This is a genomic window from Arthrobacter sp. 05T410 (assembly GCF_056396505.1).
This window is the reverse complement of the sequence record NZ_JBFTLP010000014.1, coordinates 61,487-76,705: the sequence shown is the minus strand read 5'-3', so window position 1 is coordinate 76,705 and position 15,219 is coordinate 61,487. Positions and strand designations below refer to the sequence as shown.

Genomic DNA, 15,219 nt, shown 5'->3' with positions numbered 1-15,219 from the left:
GTTCGCTATTCCTTCTCTTTGGTCATGTAGTGCATGAGGGTTTCCTGTGATGCTTCGGCGATCGGGACCTCGCCGGTGATGTGCCCGGCAGACAGGGTGTAAATCCTGTCGCAGATGCCCAGCAGTTCGGGAAGTTCGGAGGAGATCACAATGACCGCCTTTCCTTCCGCGGCCAGCTTCGCGATGATCGTGTAGATCTCAAACTTCGCTCCGACGTCGATGCCGCGGGTGGGTTCGTCGAGGATCAGCACGTCCGGATCGGAGTACATCCACTTGCTCAGCACCACTTTCTGCTGGTTGCCGCCGGACAACTTGCCCGTGACGGCGGCAACCGAGGGGGCCTTGATATTCATGCTCTTCCGGTAGTCGTTGGCCACCACGGTTTCCTGGTTCTTGTCCACCCAGCCGCCCTTGACCAGCTTGCGCAGCGCCGCCATGGATACGTTCCGCTTGATGTCCTCGATGAGGTTCAAACCGTAGAGCTTGCGGTCCTCAGTGGCGTAGGCGATGCCGTGCTTGATGGCGTCGGAGACGGTGGAAGTGTTGATTTCCGTGCCGTGTTTGAACACCTTCCCCGAGGTGGCGGTGCCGTAGCTCCGTCCAAAGACGCTCATGGCCAGCTCCGTCCTGCCGGCACCCATCAGTCCGGCCAGCCCCACCACTTCCCCCTTGCGGACGTTGAGGCTGGCGTTGTTGACCACCACCCGGCTGTAGTCCTGCGGGTGACGGACGGACCAGTCCTCGATCCGCAGGACTTCCTCGCCAATCCGTGGTTCCCGGTCCGGATACAGGCTTTCCAGGTCCCGGCCCACCATTCCGCGGATAATGCGTTCCTGGGTGATCTCGCCGTCTCCCAGGCGGAGGGTCTCGATCGTCTTGCCGTCGCGGATGATGGTGACGGCGTCCGCAACCTTGCGGATTTCGTTGAGCTTGTGGCTGATGATGATGCTGGTGACACCCTGGCCCTTGAGGTGCAGGATCAAGTCCAGCAGGTGGCTCGAGTCCTCGTCGTTGAGGGCCGCCGTCGGTTCATCGAGGATAAGGAGCTTGACCTCCTTCGAGAGTGCCTTGGCGATTTCCACGAGCTGCTGCTTGCCCACGCTGATGTGCTGGACGGGGGTGACCGGGTTTTCGCTCAGGCCCACCCGGGCCAGGAGTTTCGCGGCCTCCAGGTTGGTCTTGCGCCAGTTCACCCAGCCGCGGTTGGCCTGTTCATTGCCGAGGTAGATGTTCTCGGCGATGGACAGGTAAGGGCTAAGTGCCAGCTCCTGGTGGATGATCACGATTCCGCGCTTCTCGCTGTCGCTGATGCTGGAGAAGTTGCAGGGTTCGTTTTCGAAGAGGATGTCGCCGTCGAAGGAGCTGTGCGGGTAGACGCCGGACAGGACCTTCATCAGGGTGGATTTCCCTGCGCCGTTTTCACCGCAGATGGCGTGGACTTCGCCGCGGTTCACCTGCAGGGTGACGTCCTGGAGGGCCTTCACGCCCGGGAAGGTCTTGGTGATTCCTCGCATTTGAAGAATGGGTGTGTTCATCGCCAATTCTCACTGACTGGTAGTACCTGAGACGTCCTGCGGCTGCAGGGGTCTACGGGAAAGGGTGGCGGCCCGGACTCGACGGCGGCCCGCCACCCTTCGACGTGGCTACTTGACGTCGGCCGCGGTGTAGTAACCGGAGTCGATGAGTTCCTTCTTGTAGTTCTCGTTCGTGATGATGACGGACTTGAGCAGGTACGCAGGGACGACCTTGACCTTGTTGTTGTAGGTCTTGGTGTCGTTGACCTCGGGTTCCTGACCCTTCAGGAGGCCGTCGACCATCTTCACAGCCTGGGCTCCCAGCTGGCGGGTGTCCTTGAAGATCGTGGAGTACTGTTCGCCGGCGGTGATGGACTTCACCGAACCCTTTTCGGCGTCCTGGCCGGTGACGATCGGCAGGCTTCCCTTGGCGTAGCCGCCGGTGCTCGTCAGGGCCGAGATGATGCCGATGGAGAGGCCGTCATACGGGGAGAGGACGCCATTGAGCTTGGTGCCGGAACTGTAGGCGGCCGTGAGGATGTCCTCCATGCGCTTCTGGGCCACGGGGGCCTGCCAGCGCAGGATGGCAGCCTGCTCAAACTTGGTCTGGCCGCTGGGCACCTTCAGGGTTCCGGCGTCCAGGTACGGCTTGAGGGTGTCCATGGCGCCGGTCCAGAAGAAGTTGGCGTTGTTGTCATCCGGGCTGCCGGCGAAGAGCTCCACATTGAACGGGCCCTTGCCTTCGACCTTCTTGCCGCTGGCGTCAACAAGGCCCAGGCCGGTCAGCAACGAAGTGGCCTGCTGGACGCCCACCGTGTAGTTGTCGAAGGTGGTGTAGAAGTCGACGTTCGGCGTGCCGTTGATGAGCCGGTCGTACGCGATGACCTTGACGTTCTGCTCCTTCGCCTTGGCGAGGACATCGGTCAGCGTGGTGCCGTCGATGGCTGCGACGATGAGGGCTTTGGCACCCTTGGTAAGCATGTTCTCGATCTGGGACACCTGGGTGGGGATGTCATCATTGGCGTACTGCAGGTCGGCTTTGTAGCCGAGCTTCGTCAAGGATTCCGAGACGTTCTTGCCGTCGGCGATCCACCGCTCCGAGGTCTGCGTCGGCATCGAGATCCCGACGAGGGAACCGGCGGCGTCGGCGCTGTCGGCCGGGGCGGCCGTGCCGGCCCGGCTGCCGCAGCCTGTGGCCCCTACGGTCACAGCGAGGACAACCGCGACGGCGCCCAGGAGTTTCCTGATCTTCACAATTTTCTCCTTCCGCGGACCCATAGTCCGCGAAGTTGCTCCTGATCGCAGTCCTGCACGTCATCGTGCCCCTGCGGGGCGGTAACAGCGGGAGGATTGCGGAGGTCTGAATGGAACGGGGATTCAGCCGTCAAGGGATCTGCGGCTGATTGTTATCGCTAACAATATGGTCAAAGATAGCTTCTTGAAACATGTGAGTCAACGCACATTCGGCGCCAATCTCCTTCTTACCGCCGCCGGACCCTCATGCGGCGAAGATGCGCCAGGCCACGCGGTGCGAGTCTCCGGGTTCGAGCCGCACGAGGTCCGTGCCGGTGTTGAAGGCATCCGGCGGACACGTCATGGGTTCCACGGCGAGTCCGAGCCGGCCGGGCAGCGGCGGTTCCGCATCCCCGGTGTAGAGCTGCAGCCAGGCGCAGCTGCGGTCCCAGGCCATGCCGACGCCGGTCCCGCCCGGGTCCAGGACCACGACGTGAGCCTCCCCGTCGCCGTCGAACACCATGTCGGTGAAGGCATGGTCGATCTTGGTAGAACCGATGACGCGGGCCGCGCGGAAGTCATATCCGTGTCCTTCAACGGACCGGGTGGCGACCGGCAGCAGCCGGTCCGGCGTGACCTCAAGGAACGTCCGCGCCGGCACCTCCAGGCTCCATTGGTCCAGCGGCGCCGGCCCGGCCAGCAGATACGGGTGGGGACAGACCCCGTAGGGCGCGGACCGCTGCCCCACATTGGCTGCCGTGACGGCAGTGTGCAGGCCCCCGCTGGCCAGCCGGTAGCTGGCGGTGATCGACAATGCGAAGGGGTAGCCCGGCGTCGGCCCGATGGTGCAGGAGAGCTCCACGGCGGAATCCGTCCGGGACTCCAGCCTCCACTCCAGCTCCGGGGTGAAGCCGTGCAGGGCGCATTGCCGGTCGGGTTCGTTGACCGGGAGCTCGTAGTCCGCACCGCCAAAGGTGTACGTCCCGTCGGGAATCCGGTTCGGCCAGGGTGCCACGATGACGCCGCGGAAGTCCGGGTTGGGCCCGCCTGCCGGAAACGGGACGATCAGGTCCCGCCCGCGGAACTGCAGCTTCCGCACCGCGGCACCGCGGGCGGCGACGACGGCGGTGTACTCCCCGTGCCGGAGCCCGTATTCGTCCCCGGTCACAGACCGCCGGCCAGCTTGTAGTAGGCGGCGTTCCAGGCGAGTTCCTTCTTGAAGCCCCTGATGGTGGTGCCATCGTCAATGGTCAACAGCTCGGTTTGGGCGATCTCGGCGAAGTCCTCGAAGACGTCCATGCCGACGGCGGTGGAAAGCACAGTGTGGTGGGCGGCTCCGGCGGTCAGCCAGGCAGCAGCGGAGGTGGCAAAGTCCGGCTTGGGCGACCAGAGGGCACGGGCCACCGGCAGGTTGGGCAGCGGCTGCTCAAGGTCCACGACGTCGACGGCGTTGGCCACGAGGCGGAAGCGGTCGCGCATGTCGGACAGCGCCACCACGACGCCGGGGCCGGCATCGGTGTCGAAGACCAGGCGGACGGGATCTTCCTTGCCGCCGATGCCCAGCGGGTGGATTTCCACGCGCGGCTTCGCGGCAGTCAGGGACGGGCAGACCTCCAGCATGTGCGCGCCCAGGATTTTCTCCTGACCCGGGACGAGGTGGTAGGTGTAGTCCTCCATGAGCGAGGCGCCGCCGGGGAGCCCGGCGCCCATGACTTTGGCTGCCCGGACCAGGATGGCAGTCTTCCAGTCGCCCTCGGCGCCGAAGCCGTAACCGTCGGCCATGAGGCGCTGCACGGCCATGCCCGGCAGCTGGCGCAGTGCGCCGAGGTCTTCGAAGGACGTGGTGAAGGCGGCCGAGCCGTTGGCCTCCAGGAAGCTGCGGAGCCCAAGCTCGATCCGGGCGCTGTAGCGCAGCGACTCGTGGCGCGGGCCGCCGGCGCGGAGCTCGGGGGCCACCTCGTAGAGCCGCTCGTATTCGGCGACGAGGGAGTCGACGTCGGACTCTGCCGCGCCGTGCACGGCGTCGGCGAGTTCATTGACGGACCAAGTGTTGACCGAGACGCCGAAGCGCAACTCGGCCTCGGTCTTGTCCCCTTCGGTGACGGCGACATTGCGCATGTTGTCGCCGAAACGGGTCAGCTTGAGGGTCCGGACGGCCGCCCAACCCGCCGAGGCGCGCTGCCAGGATCCGACCTGGCGGGACACCTCGGGGTTGGACACGTGGCCGACGACGGTTTTGCGCGGGATGCCGAGGCGGGACTGGATGTAGCCGAACTCGCGGTCGCCGTGCGCGGCCTGGTTCAGGTTCATGAAGTCGAAGTCGATGTCCGCCCACGGCAGTTCGACGTTGGCCTGGGTGTGCAAGTGCAGGAGCGGCTTCCGGAGAAGGTCCAGGCCCTGGATCCACATCTTGGCCGGGGAGAAGGTGTGCATCCACGCGGTCACGCCGATCACGGCGTCATCCGAGTTGGCATCCAGGGCGGTGCGGCGGATGGCGTCCGAGTCCGTGAGCACGGGCTTCCAGACGATTTTCACTGGGACGTCGGCGGAGGCGTTCAGCGCGTCAGCGATGTCTTGGGACTGGGCGGCGACCTGCTTGAGGACGTCCTCGCCGTAGAGGTGCTGGCTGCCGGTGAGGAACCAGACCTCGAACTGCTCAAGGGACGTGTTGTTGGCGTTGGACATGTTTTCTCCTGCGGATGGTGGGGGGCGACGACGGCTTCGCGGCCTAGCGGCCCGGTTTTGGGCCTAGCGGCCGTAGACGTTCTGGTAGCGGGCGTAAAGCGAGTCGATCTGGACCGGGTCGATCGGCAGGGGTTCGCCGAGTTGCCGGGAAATATGGACGGTCCGCGCCACTTCCTCGCACATGACGGCGGCTTTGACCGCCGAACGGGCATCCTTGCCCACGGTGAAGGGCCCGTGGTTCTGCATCAGCACGGCCGGCGAGCTGGATTGGGCCAGGGTGTCCACGATGCCGCGGCCGATCGAGTCGTCCCCGATCAGCGCGAACGGGCCCACCGGGATCGTCCCGCCGAACTCGTCACCCATCATGGTCAGCACGCAGGGGATCTCCTCTCCCCGTGCAGCCCAGGCCGTGGCGTAGGTCGAATGCGTGTGCACCACTCCCCCGACCTCCGGCATGTGCCGGTAAACGTAGGCGTGCGCCGCGGTGTCCGAAGACGGTGACAGCGCGGGGTTGCTCCAGTCGCCCTCCGCGGGCGTGCCGTAGAGGTCCGTGACAACCATGCTCTCGGGCGTGAGGTCCGCGTAGGAGACTCCGGACGGCTTGATGACCATCAGGTCATGGCCGGGGACGCGGGCGGAGACGTTGCCGGCCGTCCACACCACCAGTTCGTAGCGCGTGAGTTCGGCGTGCAGTTCGCAGACCTCGCGACGGACCTCCGCGATGCTTTCCAGCAGGTTGCTCATGCGGACACTTCCTCTGCGACCGAGCCGGCGGGGACGGCGTTCTGCTGCGGAGCGCCAGCAGCGGCGGCAAACGAGGGCCTGGCCGCACGCTGGATCGCCTTGAGGCGGTGCATCACGCTGTTGCTGCCGCGGCCGAAGTAGTCGTGCAGCGTGCGGTACTCCTGGAAGAGCTTTTCGTAGGCGGCAACATTTTCCGGGATGGGAATATAGATGCTGCCGGGCTCCGATCCCATGGCAGCCGCAGCGGCACGGATATCCGCGTATTCACCTGCGGCCACGGCGGCGTGGATGGCCGACCCCAGCGCGGGCCCCTGGGTTGAGCCGATGGTGGAGAGCGGCAAGCCGGTGATATCCGCGTAGATCTGCATGAGCAGCTTGTTCTTCAGCAGGCCGCCGGCCACGATGAATTCCCTGACCGGCACTCCCGAGTCGCGGAAGGCGTCCACGATGGTGCGAGTGCCGAAGGCCGTGGCTTCCAGCAAGGCCCGGTAGGTGTCTTCGGGCCTGGTGGCGAGGGTCTGGCCCACCACGACGCCGGAGAGTTCGTGGTCCACCAGCACGGAACGGTTGCCGGAGTGCCAGTCCAGGGCAATGAGGCCGTGTTCGCCGATGGCTTGGCGCGAGGCCAGTTCCGTGAGGTATTCGTGGATGCCCAGGCCTGCCGCCTCCGCTGCCTGGTGGTACTCGGGCGGGACGCCGTTGTTCGTGAACCAGCCGAAGATGTCCCCCACACCGCTTTGGCCAGCTTCGTAGCCCCACAGTCCGTCGACGATTCCGCCGTCCACCACGCCGCACATGCCCGGGACTTCCCGCAGTTCGGCACCGTTCATAACGTGGCAGGTGGAGGTTCCCATGATGGCCACCAGCTGCCCGGGCTCAACTGCCTTCGCTGCGGGCGCCGTGACGTGGGCGTCCACGTTGCCCACTGCGACGGCGATGCCTTCCGGCAGTCCGGTCCAGGCGGCGGCCTCGGCCGTCAGATAGCCGGCCGCATCGCCGAGCCGGCCGATGGTGTGCGCCAGCTTGGCGCTGACAAAATCCTTGAAGTCCGGGTTCAGGGCGGACAGGAATTCCTTGGACGGGTAGCGGCCGTCCTGGTAGATCCCTTTGTAGCCGGCCGTGCAGGCGTTGCGGACGTAGTTGCCGCACAGCTGCCAGACGATCCAGTCAGCCGCTTCCACCCAGCGGTCCATCGCGGCATAGCTTTCCGGGTCCTCCTCCAGCAACTGCAGGCCCTTGGCGAACTCCCATTCGGAGGAGATGAGTCCGCCGTAGCGCGGCAGCCAGTTTTCGCCGATTTCCGAGGCCAGGGCGTTGATGCGGTCCGCCTGCGGCTGGGCGGCATGGTGGCGCCACAGCTTCACGTAGGCGTGCGGGCGGTTGGCGAATCCGGGAAGCTCGTTCAGCGGTGTGCCGTCGCCCTTGACGGGGACCATGGTGCAGGCCGTGAAGTCGGTGGCGATGCCCACCACGGCGGCTGGGTCGATCCCGGCGTCGGCGACGGCCGCGGGCACAGCCCGGCGGAGCACGTCGCGGTAGTCGTTGGGCACCTGCAGGGCCCATTCGCCCGGAAGCCGGATGCCGGCGACGCCAGCCGTGTCCTTCGGAAGCTCGCCGGTGACCACGGCATGCGGGTATTCAAATACCCCGCTGCCCAGTTCCTTGCCGTCCCGGACCCGGACGACGACGGCCCGCCCGGAAAGCGTGCCGTAGTCCACGCCTATGACAAAGTTTTCGGTTCCGTCCACTGAGAAGTCCATCAAATCCTCCAATAGGTTCCGCAACATTGCGAACCCCCTTATTGTTAGCGCTAACAAACTTGCTGTCAAGAAGCCTGGCGCGTATTGCCGGAACGGAGGGCTTCGGCCCTTAGGAGCGACGGGGGCGGGGTGCGGTGCTGGCGCGCACCACGAGCGCAGGTTTGACCACCAGGGCGCCGCTGGCGGCATCGCCCTCGACCTGGGCGCGTATCAGGTCCATGCAGCGCTTTCCGAGTTCCTCGAAGTCCTGTCGCACGGTGGTCAGCGGCGGCATGAAGTAGGCGGATTCGGGCTGGTCGTCAAAGCCAACCACGGAGACGTCTTCCGGAACCCGGATGGCCTTCTCGCCGAACGCCCGCAGCAGTCCGAGCGCCATCTGGTCGTTGCTGACGAACACCGCGGTGGCGCTGCGCTGTTCTGCCAGCTGCTGCCCGATCCGGTAGCCGCTGTCCGCACTCCAGTCCCCCTCGACCAGAAGTTCGTCGGAGAGGCCGGCTTCCGCCAACTCCTCGCGCCACCCGTCAACCCGGGCTTTGCCGTCCACCCAGTCGAGCGGTCCGGAGACATGGCCGATCCGCTCGTGGCCAAGGCTGATCAGATGGGCGACGGCCAGCCGCGCACCGAGCTTCTGGTCGACCATCGCGCCGCTCAACCGCCCTTCTCCGGCTCCGCCGACGACGATTACCGGGAGATCCAGGTTCAGGTCCTCGAGCACCTGAAGTGTCCCGTCGTGCGGCACGATCACAATCAATCCGTCCGCGCCCTGGTCCGTCAGGTGCCGCACCGCATCGCAAATGGCGTTCGCCGCGGCCCCCTTGATCGCGGCAATGCTCACGAAATAGCCTGCTTCCCTGGCGGCTTGCTGGACCCCAAGCAGGGTATTCGCCGGGCCGTATTGCCCGAGCTCGGAGGCGAGGACACCGATGGTCTGGGTGCGCCGGGTCACCAGGCTCCGGGCGGCCGTGTTGCGCCGGTAGCCGAGTTCGGCAATCGCCGCCTCGACCCGGGACTTTGTTCCCGCGCTGACATTCGGGTGGTTGTTGATCACCCGTGAGACGGTCTGGTGGGAAACCTTGGCCAGCGCTGCGACGTCTTCGAGCCGCGGCTGCCGCCGGTCATTGTTGTTCCCCATGCGAGGCCCCTTTCGCTCCGATGCCGTCCATCGGCCTGAATCAAAGTGTGAAATCGAACGATAGGAGGGCACGGGGCGCCCGCTGGTCGCCCGCCCCCCCGGCTCCTGTTAGCGCTAACGATAGTCCATAGGGCCCCTGGTGTGACGCCCGCAGGGAACGACGCCCGGAACCGCAACGACGTGCCCGGCGGGGACCCTACCCGGCCGGCTCGGCCACAACCGGCGCGGCGGGCCCGGGCGCGGCAGGCACCGGCGCGGCGGGTACCGGCGCGCAGCCGCAGGACGCGCGCAGGACCAGCTCCACGGGGAAGATCCTGTTCCGGGTGGGAGACACGCCGTCAAAGCCAATGAGCGCTTCGACGGCGGCCTCGGCCATGGCCTGGACGGGCTGCGCGACCGTGCTCAACGGCGGCCAGCTGAACTCCGCCTCAGCCGAGCCGTCGAAGGAGAAGACCGCCAGGTCCTCGGGGACCCGCAGCCCGGCCTCGGACACGGCGCGCAGCAGGCCGACGGCCTGCAGGTCGGAACTGACGAACACGGCGGTGGGTCGGTCCGCGGCCGCGAGCAGCCGCTGCCCGGCCCGGTAGCCGCCCTGCCGGTCGAAGTCACAGCGCAGAATGGGTCCTTCCGGGAGGCCGGCCTCCGCGAGCCCCTGCTGCCACCCGACCTCGCGGGCATCGAGATCATTGCCGGCGTTCATGCCCATGACCAGTGCGATGTTGCGGTGGCCGTGGCCCACCAGGTGCTCGACGGCACGCCGGGAGCCTTCCAGCAGCTCCACGCCGACCGAGTTGAAGCCCGGCACCTCGGTGCTGTGGTTGAGCAGCACGGCGGGGATCTCCGAATGCTCCAGCTCGGTCAGGTCGGGTTCGAACAGCACGCTGGAGAGGAAGACCCCGTCAACGCGGCGGCTCGCGAGGTTCCTGACCTGGCGCCGCTCATTGGCCGCCGATCCGCCCGAGTTCGCCAGCAGCAGGGCATAGCCGCGCGCCGCCGCGGCTTCCTCCACGGCGCGGGCCAAAGTGGCGAAGAAGGGGTTGGTGGTGTCCGGGACCACCATGCCGAGCATCTCGCTGGAGCCAAGTTTCAGTGCCCTCGCCGCGGCGTTCGGACGGTACCCCAGGGCGCTGATGGCCTCGCGGACTTTCGCAGCGGTCACCGGGGAGACCCGCTTGGGGCCGCCGTTCACCACATAGCTGACGACGGCGGTGCTGACGCCCGCCAGCCTGGCCACGTCTTTTCGGGTGATCGTGGGCCTGGCGGAGGCGGGCGAGTGTGGCACAGTGACCATGCTACCGCCGGAGTTCCCCGGCTAAGCCTTCCTCGTTGGTTCCCTGCGCAGGCAGCAGGACGGGGGCGTCGCCGTGGTCCGGCACGGGCAACCGCTCCCCGCCGCGGAGGGCGGACTCGTGCGCCACGATCCCCGGCAGCGTGTAGCGGGCGGCTTCCCAGGCGTTGACGGGCGGGAGCGTTCCCGTGTCGACGGCCGTGGCAAAGTCGTCCACCAGGAAGTGGTGGCTGCCCTCGTGCCCGTTGTGAAGTCCGCGGAACTCGGCCGGAAGCCGGCCGGCGTCATGCACGGGTGCCATTCCGGAGCTGAAGGCGTCCCGCAGTGCCGGTGCGACACTGGCCAGCGAAGGATCGTCGGCAGCCAGCGTGGCCCCGGTGGCCAGTTCCGCGCTGACGTCGGTCACGGACTCCTTGTCCTGCCACACACTGACCGTGGCCAGCTGCTCGAAGCTGGCGTCCGTGCCGAAGTACCGGAAGCGGCTTTCGCGCAGGTGGGAGGGGTAGCCGACGCGGCGCATCTCGTTGATGCGCATGGACCCGCCGGTTGAGAGTTCGAACAGCGCGGTGGCATTGGAGAAGTCGTTGCCGAACATGCTGACATCCTTATCGAACACGCCGTCGCCGCGCTCGTCGGAGACGCCAATGCAGCTGACGCTGACGGCATGGCCGCCGATTGCGCCCAGTACCCCGCCGGTGGAGTGAGTCGGATACAGCATGGGCGGGTAGCTGGCGGTGCGCTTCCAGTCCTCCCCGCCGCTGTACTGGTAGGCCTCGTAGAAGCCGAGATCCATGTCGTGGACGTAGTCGCCCTCGGCGTAGAAGATGCGGCCAAAGGCGCCTTCAGCCTTGCGCTTGCGGGCATAGACGGTGGCGGGGTTGTAGTAGCTTGTCTCGCCCATCATGTAGGTCAGGCCCGTCTCCCGGACAGCCTCGATGATCCGGGCGATCTCGTCCTCGCTGATGGCCATCGGCACTGCCGAATACACATGCTTGCCCGCCCGGAGCGCCTGCAGCACCAGCGGCCCGTGCGTCCAGCGCTGGGTGAAGATCGCCACGGCGTCGAGGCCGCCGTCGAGCATGGCCTCAAAGCTGGGATAGGTCCCCGCCAGGCCGAGCCGCTCCCGGAGGGCCTCGGCCCGTTCCGGCAGGACGTCCGTGACATGGACTTCTGAAATCGCGGGATGGGCGTCGAAGAGTTTGGCGAAGGCGCCTGCGAACTGTCCGGCGCCGACAATGCCTAGTGAGAAAGTCATGCACGCAAGTTTTACACCAGTTTCTACTCGAGTCAATAGCAGATGATGAGCGGGAAGTTTCCTGCCGGAAACATGGAAGAAACGGTTGCGCATTGGAAAGTTACTCGTGTAGATTCTAGCCTCAGTTGTAATCCACGTCACAGCATCCACGTAACTGCGGAGGAACCACGAATGACCACCACAACTGCCCGCGGAGCCGCCCCGGCCCGCAAGGCGACCGGCCCGGGAACGGGCAACGCTGCCCCCCGCCGCCGGCGCCGACCCCGGAGCGACCTGAGGGTCGCCCTCTTCTTCATCGCCCCGGCCTTGCTCGGCTTCGTTGCCTTCTACCTGGTGCCGAGCATCCGCGGCGTCTACCTCAGCTTCACCGAGTACAGCGTTTTGGGCGATCCCACCTGGATCGGCACCAAAAACTACACCGCGATCTTCGCGGACGATCTCTTCTGGAACGCCATGGCCGTGACGGTCCAGTACGTGGCACTGAACATCGGCTTCCAGACCGTCATCGCGCTCGGACTTGCCCTGCTGATGCACAACGTCGCCAAGTCCACGCTAATCCGCGGCGCCCTGCTGCTGCCCTTCCTGGTGGCGAACGTGATCGTCGCGCTGCTCTGGTTCTGGATGCTCGACTACCAGCTGGGAATCGTCAACGAGGTCATCAACTGGCTGGGCCTGCCGCGCATCGCCTTCTTCGGCAGCGAGCAATGGGCCATCCCCACCATCGCCGGCGTCAATGTCTGGCGGCACATGGGCTACACCGCCCTGCTGATCTTCGCCGGCCTGCAGTCCATCCCCAACCACGTGTACGAGGTCGCCTCGCTCGACGGCGCCTCCCCGACCCGGACCTTCTGGAGCATCACGATGCCGCTCCTGCGCCCGGTGCTGGTGTTGGTCCTGGTGGTCACCGTCATCGGCTCCTTCCAGGTCTTCGACACCGTGGCAGTGACCACGGGCGGCGGCCCGATCAATGCCTCCCGCGTCATCCAGATGTACATCTACCAGAAGGCCTTCGGTGAATCCGACTTCGGCTACGCCTCGGCCCTGTCCGTCATTCTCTTCGTCATTCTCGCTCTCGTGGCCTTCGTCCAGATGAAGTTCCTCAAGGGCAACGAATCGGATCTGGACTAAGGAACCCCAGCCATGACTACCCTCGCCCCTTCCCGCAAGAAGCCTGCCACCTCCGCTCCCGCTCCCAGGAAGCCGGTCAACTGGCGCCGCGTCGGCGCCTGGACCCTCGTCGCCATTGCCGTCGCCGTGACGATCGCGCCGTTCCTCTGGATGCTCCGCACCGCACTGTCCAGCAACGCCTCCCTGGCCTCGAACGCCAGCAACCTCCTGCCGGCCGATTTCAGCCTCGGCGCCTTCAAGCGGGTCCTGGGGCTGCAGAGCCCCGAGGAAGCAATCGCCGAGGGAGGCTCCGGCGCCGCCATCAACTTCTGGCTGTACCTGCGGAACTCCGTCATCTTCGCCACCGTCACCACCGCCGGGCAGGTCTTCTTCAGCGCGATGGCCGCCTACGCCTTCTCCCGGCTCCGCTGGCCGGGCCGGAACGTGGTGTTCGGCCTGTTCCTGGCCACCATGATGGTCCCGCCGATCTTCACAGCCCTGCCCAACTTCCTGATGATCAAGAACCTCGGCCTGCTCAATACCTTCGCCGGCCTGGCCCTGCCGTTCCTGTTCATGACCCCCTTCGCCATCTTCTTCCTGCGCCAGTTCTTCCTCTCCATGTCCCGCGAGGTGGAAGAGGCCGCCATGCTCGACGGCGCCAAGCACGTGCGGATCTTCTTCCAGATCGTGCTCCCGAACGCCGCGGCCCCCCTGGCCACCCTTGCGCTGCTGACCTTCATCGGCCAATGGAACGAGTACTTCTGGCCGCTGCTGGTGGGCCAGGACGAAAGCGTCCGCGTCCTCACCGTGGGCCTGGGCGTCTTCAAGTCCCAGTCCCCGCAGGGCGCCCCCGACTGGTCCGGCCTGATGGCCGCCACCCTGATCGCGGCCCTGCCCGTCCTCCTGCTCTTCATCGCCTTCGGCAAGCGGGTGGTCAACTCCATCGGCTTCTCCGGCATCAAGTAACCCCGGCCCAACCCGCAGTGCCCCGTTAACAAATATTCCCCTCAAAGAAGCACTTCCATGAAAGGTCCACCATGAAGAAGACCCTCGGCGCCGTCGCTGCCGCTGCAGCCATCGCCATCTCCCTCTCCGCCTGCGGCGGGTCCGCCCCGGCATCCTCCGAAGCCAAGGGGGAGATCAACTACTGGCTGTGGGACGCCAACCAGCTCCCGGCCTACCAGCAGTGCGCCGACGATTTCACCAAGGCCAACCCGGATATCAAGGTCAAGATCACCCAGCGCGGCTGGGACGACTACTGGACCACCCTGACCAACGGCTTCATTGCCGGCACGGCGCCGGATGTCTTCACCGACCACCTCTCCAAGTACCCCGAGTACGCGGCGAAGAAGCAGCTCCTGGCCCTCGATGACGCCGTGGCCAAGGACGGCATCAAGCTGGACAGCTACACCAAGGGCCTGGCCGAGCTCTGGGTCGGCCAGGACGGGAAGCGCTACGGGCTGCCCAAGGACTGGGACACTGTAGGCCTCTTCTACAACAAGGCCATGACCGACTCCGCCGGTCTCACCGCCGAGCAGATGGCTACCCTGGACTGGAACCCGCAGGACGGCGGCAGCTACGAAAAAGCCATCGCCCACCTGACCGTGGACAAGCGCGGCAAGCGCGGCGACGAGGCCGGCTTCGACAAGAACAACGTGGCCGTCTACGGCCTCGGCCTGGAGTCCTCCGGCTCGGGCCAGGGCCAGACGCAGTGGAGCTTCCTCAGCGCCACCACCGGCTGGACCCACACCGACAACAACCCCTGGGGCACCAAGTTCAACTACGACGACCCCAAGTTCCAGGAGACCATTTCCTGGTGGGCCGGCCTGGCGGACAAGGGCTACATGCCCAAGCTTGAAACCACGGTAGGCGCCAGCATGTCGGACAACTTCGGCGCCGGCAAGGCCGCCATCAACACCTCGGGCGACTGGCTGATCGGCCAGTACATCGGATACAAGGGTATCCAGACCGGCTTCGCACCCACCCCGACAGGACCGGACGGCAAGCGTGCAAGCATGTTCAACGGCCTGGCCGACTCCATCTGGGCCGGCACCAAGAAGCCCGCAGCAGCCACCAAGTGGGTTGAATACCTCGCTTCCACCGCCTGCCAGGACGTCGTAGCTTCCAAGGCCGTCGTGTTCCCGGCTCTCACCAGCTCCTCCGAGAAGGCAGCCGAAGCGTTCAAGGCCAAGGGCACCGACGTCTCCGCCTTCACCACCCACGTCAAGGAAGGAACCACGTTCCTGTTCCCGATCGCGGACAAGGCGGCCAAGGTGGACGGCATCATGAAGCCGGCTATGGACGCCGTCCTCTCCGGCAAGCAGCCGGCCAGCTCCCTCTCGCAGGCCAACGAGCAGGTCAACTCACTTTTCAACAAGTAAGCCTGTTCAACAAGTAAGCCCCTGAAGCCACAGCCGCCCGCCACGGCGGCGCCCGGTGCGCGGGGTCCTCAACCCGGGATCCCGCGCACCAGCACCTGACTTCCGCACTACCGAAAGCGA

The 15,219-nt window shown here is 66.0% G+C and carries 12 protein-coding genes; 3 read left to right on the top strand and 9 right to left on the bottom strand.

The genetic code is table 11. The features are described from left to right. Positions 1 to 5 precede the first annotated feature (5 nt). From mmsA to AC1DFR_RS16145, 9 genes are all read right to left on the bottom strand, one after another. Positions 6 to 1,535, bottom strand: a complete 1,530-nt coding sequence (gene mmsA / locus AC1DFR_RS16185; protein WP_230007792.1) for a multiple monosaccharide ABC transporter ATP-binding protein — start codon at positions 1,533 to 1,535, stop codon at positions 6 to 8. Between the two features lie 108 nt (positions 1,536 to 1,643). Then, complete coding sequence (gene chvE, locus AC1DFR_RS16180) at positions 1,644 to 2,792, bottom strand: multiple monosaccharide ABC transporter substrate-binding protein (RefSeq protein WP_476873880.1); 1,149 nt, start codon at positions 2,790 to 2,792, stop codon at positions 1,644 to 1,646. A gap of 220 nt (positions 2,793 to 3,012) precedes the next feature. After that, entirely contained in the window at positions 3,013 to 3,915 is a 903-nt protein-coding gene (locus tag AC1DFR_RS16175) for an aldose 1-epimerase family protein (protein WP_476873879.1), read from the bottom strand. After that, positions 3,912 to 5,432, bottom strand: a complete 1,521-nt coding sequence (gene araA / locus AC1DFR_RS16170; protein ID WP_476873878.1) for an L-arabinose isomerase — start codon at positions 5,430 to 5,432, stop codon at positions 3,912 to 3,914. Before araA ends, AC1DFR_RS16175 begins: the two co-directional genes overlap by 4 nt. 63 nt (positions 5,433 to 5,495) lie before the next feature. Further along, entirely contained in the window at positions 5,496 to 6,176 is a 681-nt protein-coding gene (locus tag AC1DFR_RS16165) for an L-ribulose-5-phosphate 4-epimerase (protein ID WP_476873877.1), read from the bottom strand. Next, complete coding sequence (araB, locus tag AC1DFR_RS16160; RefSeq protein WP_476873876.1) at positions 6,173 to 7,936, bottom strand: ribulokinase; 1,764 nt, start codon at positions 7,934 to 7,936, stop codon at positions 6,173 to 6,175. The genes AC1DFR_RS16165 and araB overlap by 4 nt, the downstream gene beginning before the upstream one ends. 109 nt (positions 7,937 to 8,045) lie before the next feature. Beyond that, a complete protein-coding gene (locus AC1DFR_RS16155) occupies positions 8,046 to 9,068 on the bottom strand; it encodes a LacI family DNA-binding transcriptional regulator (RefSeq protein WP_476873875.1) in 1,023 nt (340 codons plus the stop codon). Between the two features lie 196 nt (positions 9,069 to 9,264). Further along, positions 9,265 to 10,359 (bottom strand): LacI family DNA-binding transcriptional regulator, encoded by a 1,095-nt coding sequence (locus tag AC1DFR_RS16150; protein WP_476873874.1) that lies wholly within the window; start codon positions 10,357 to 10,359, stop codon positions 9,265 to 9,267. A 1-nt stretch (position 10,360) separates the two neighbouring features. Further along, positions 10,361 to 11,611: a Gfo/Idh/MocA family protein gene (locus AC1DFR_RS16145; protein WP_230006160.1), complete on the bottom strand. Its 1,251-nt coding sequence runs from the start codon at positions 11,609 to 11,611 to the stop codon at positions 10,361 to 10,363. Positions 11,612 to 11,782: 171 nt separating this feature from the next. Between AC1DFR_RS16145 and AC1DFR_RS16140 the strand changes: the two genes are divergently transcribed. The 3 genes from AC1DFR_RS16140 to AC1DFR_RS16130 all read left to right on the top strand — a co-directional run bounded on the left by AC1DFR_RS16140 (position 11,783) and on the right by AC1DFR_RS16130 (position 15,099). Beyond that, positions 11,783 to 12,739, top strand: coding sequence for a carbohydrate ABC transporter permease (locus AC1DFR_RS16140; RefSeq protein ID WP_476873873.1), 957 nt, complete (start codon positions 11,783 to 11,785; stop codon positions 12,737 to 12,739). A gap of 12 nt (positions 12,740 to 12,751) precedes the next feature. Beyond that, a complete protein-coding gene (locus AC1DFR_RS16135) occupies positions 12,752 to 13,684 on the top strand; it encodes a carbohydrate ABC transporter permease (protein ID WP_476856739.1) in 933 nt (310 codons plus the stop codon). 71 nt (positions 13,685 to 13,755) lie between these two features. After that, positions 13,756 to 15,099: an ABC transporter substrate-binding protein gene (locus AC1DFR_RS16130; protein ID WP_476873872.1), complete on the top strand. Its 1,344-nt coding sequence runs from the start codon at positions 13,756 to 13,758 to the stop codon at positions 15,097 to 15,099. Positions 15,100 to 15,219: the final 120 nt, after the last annotated feature.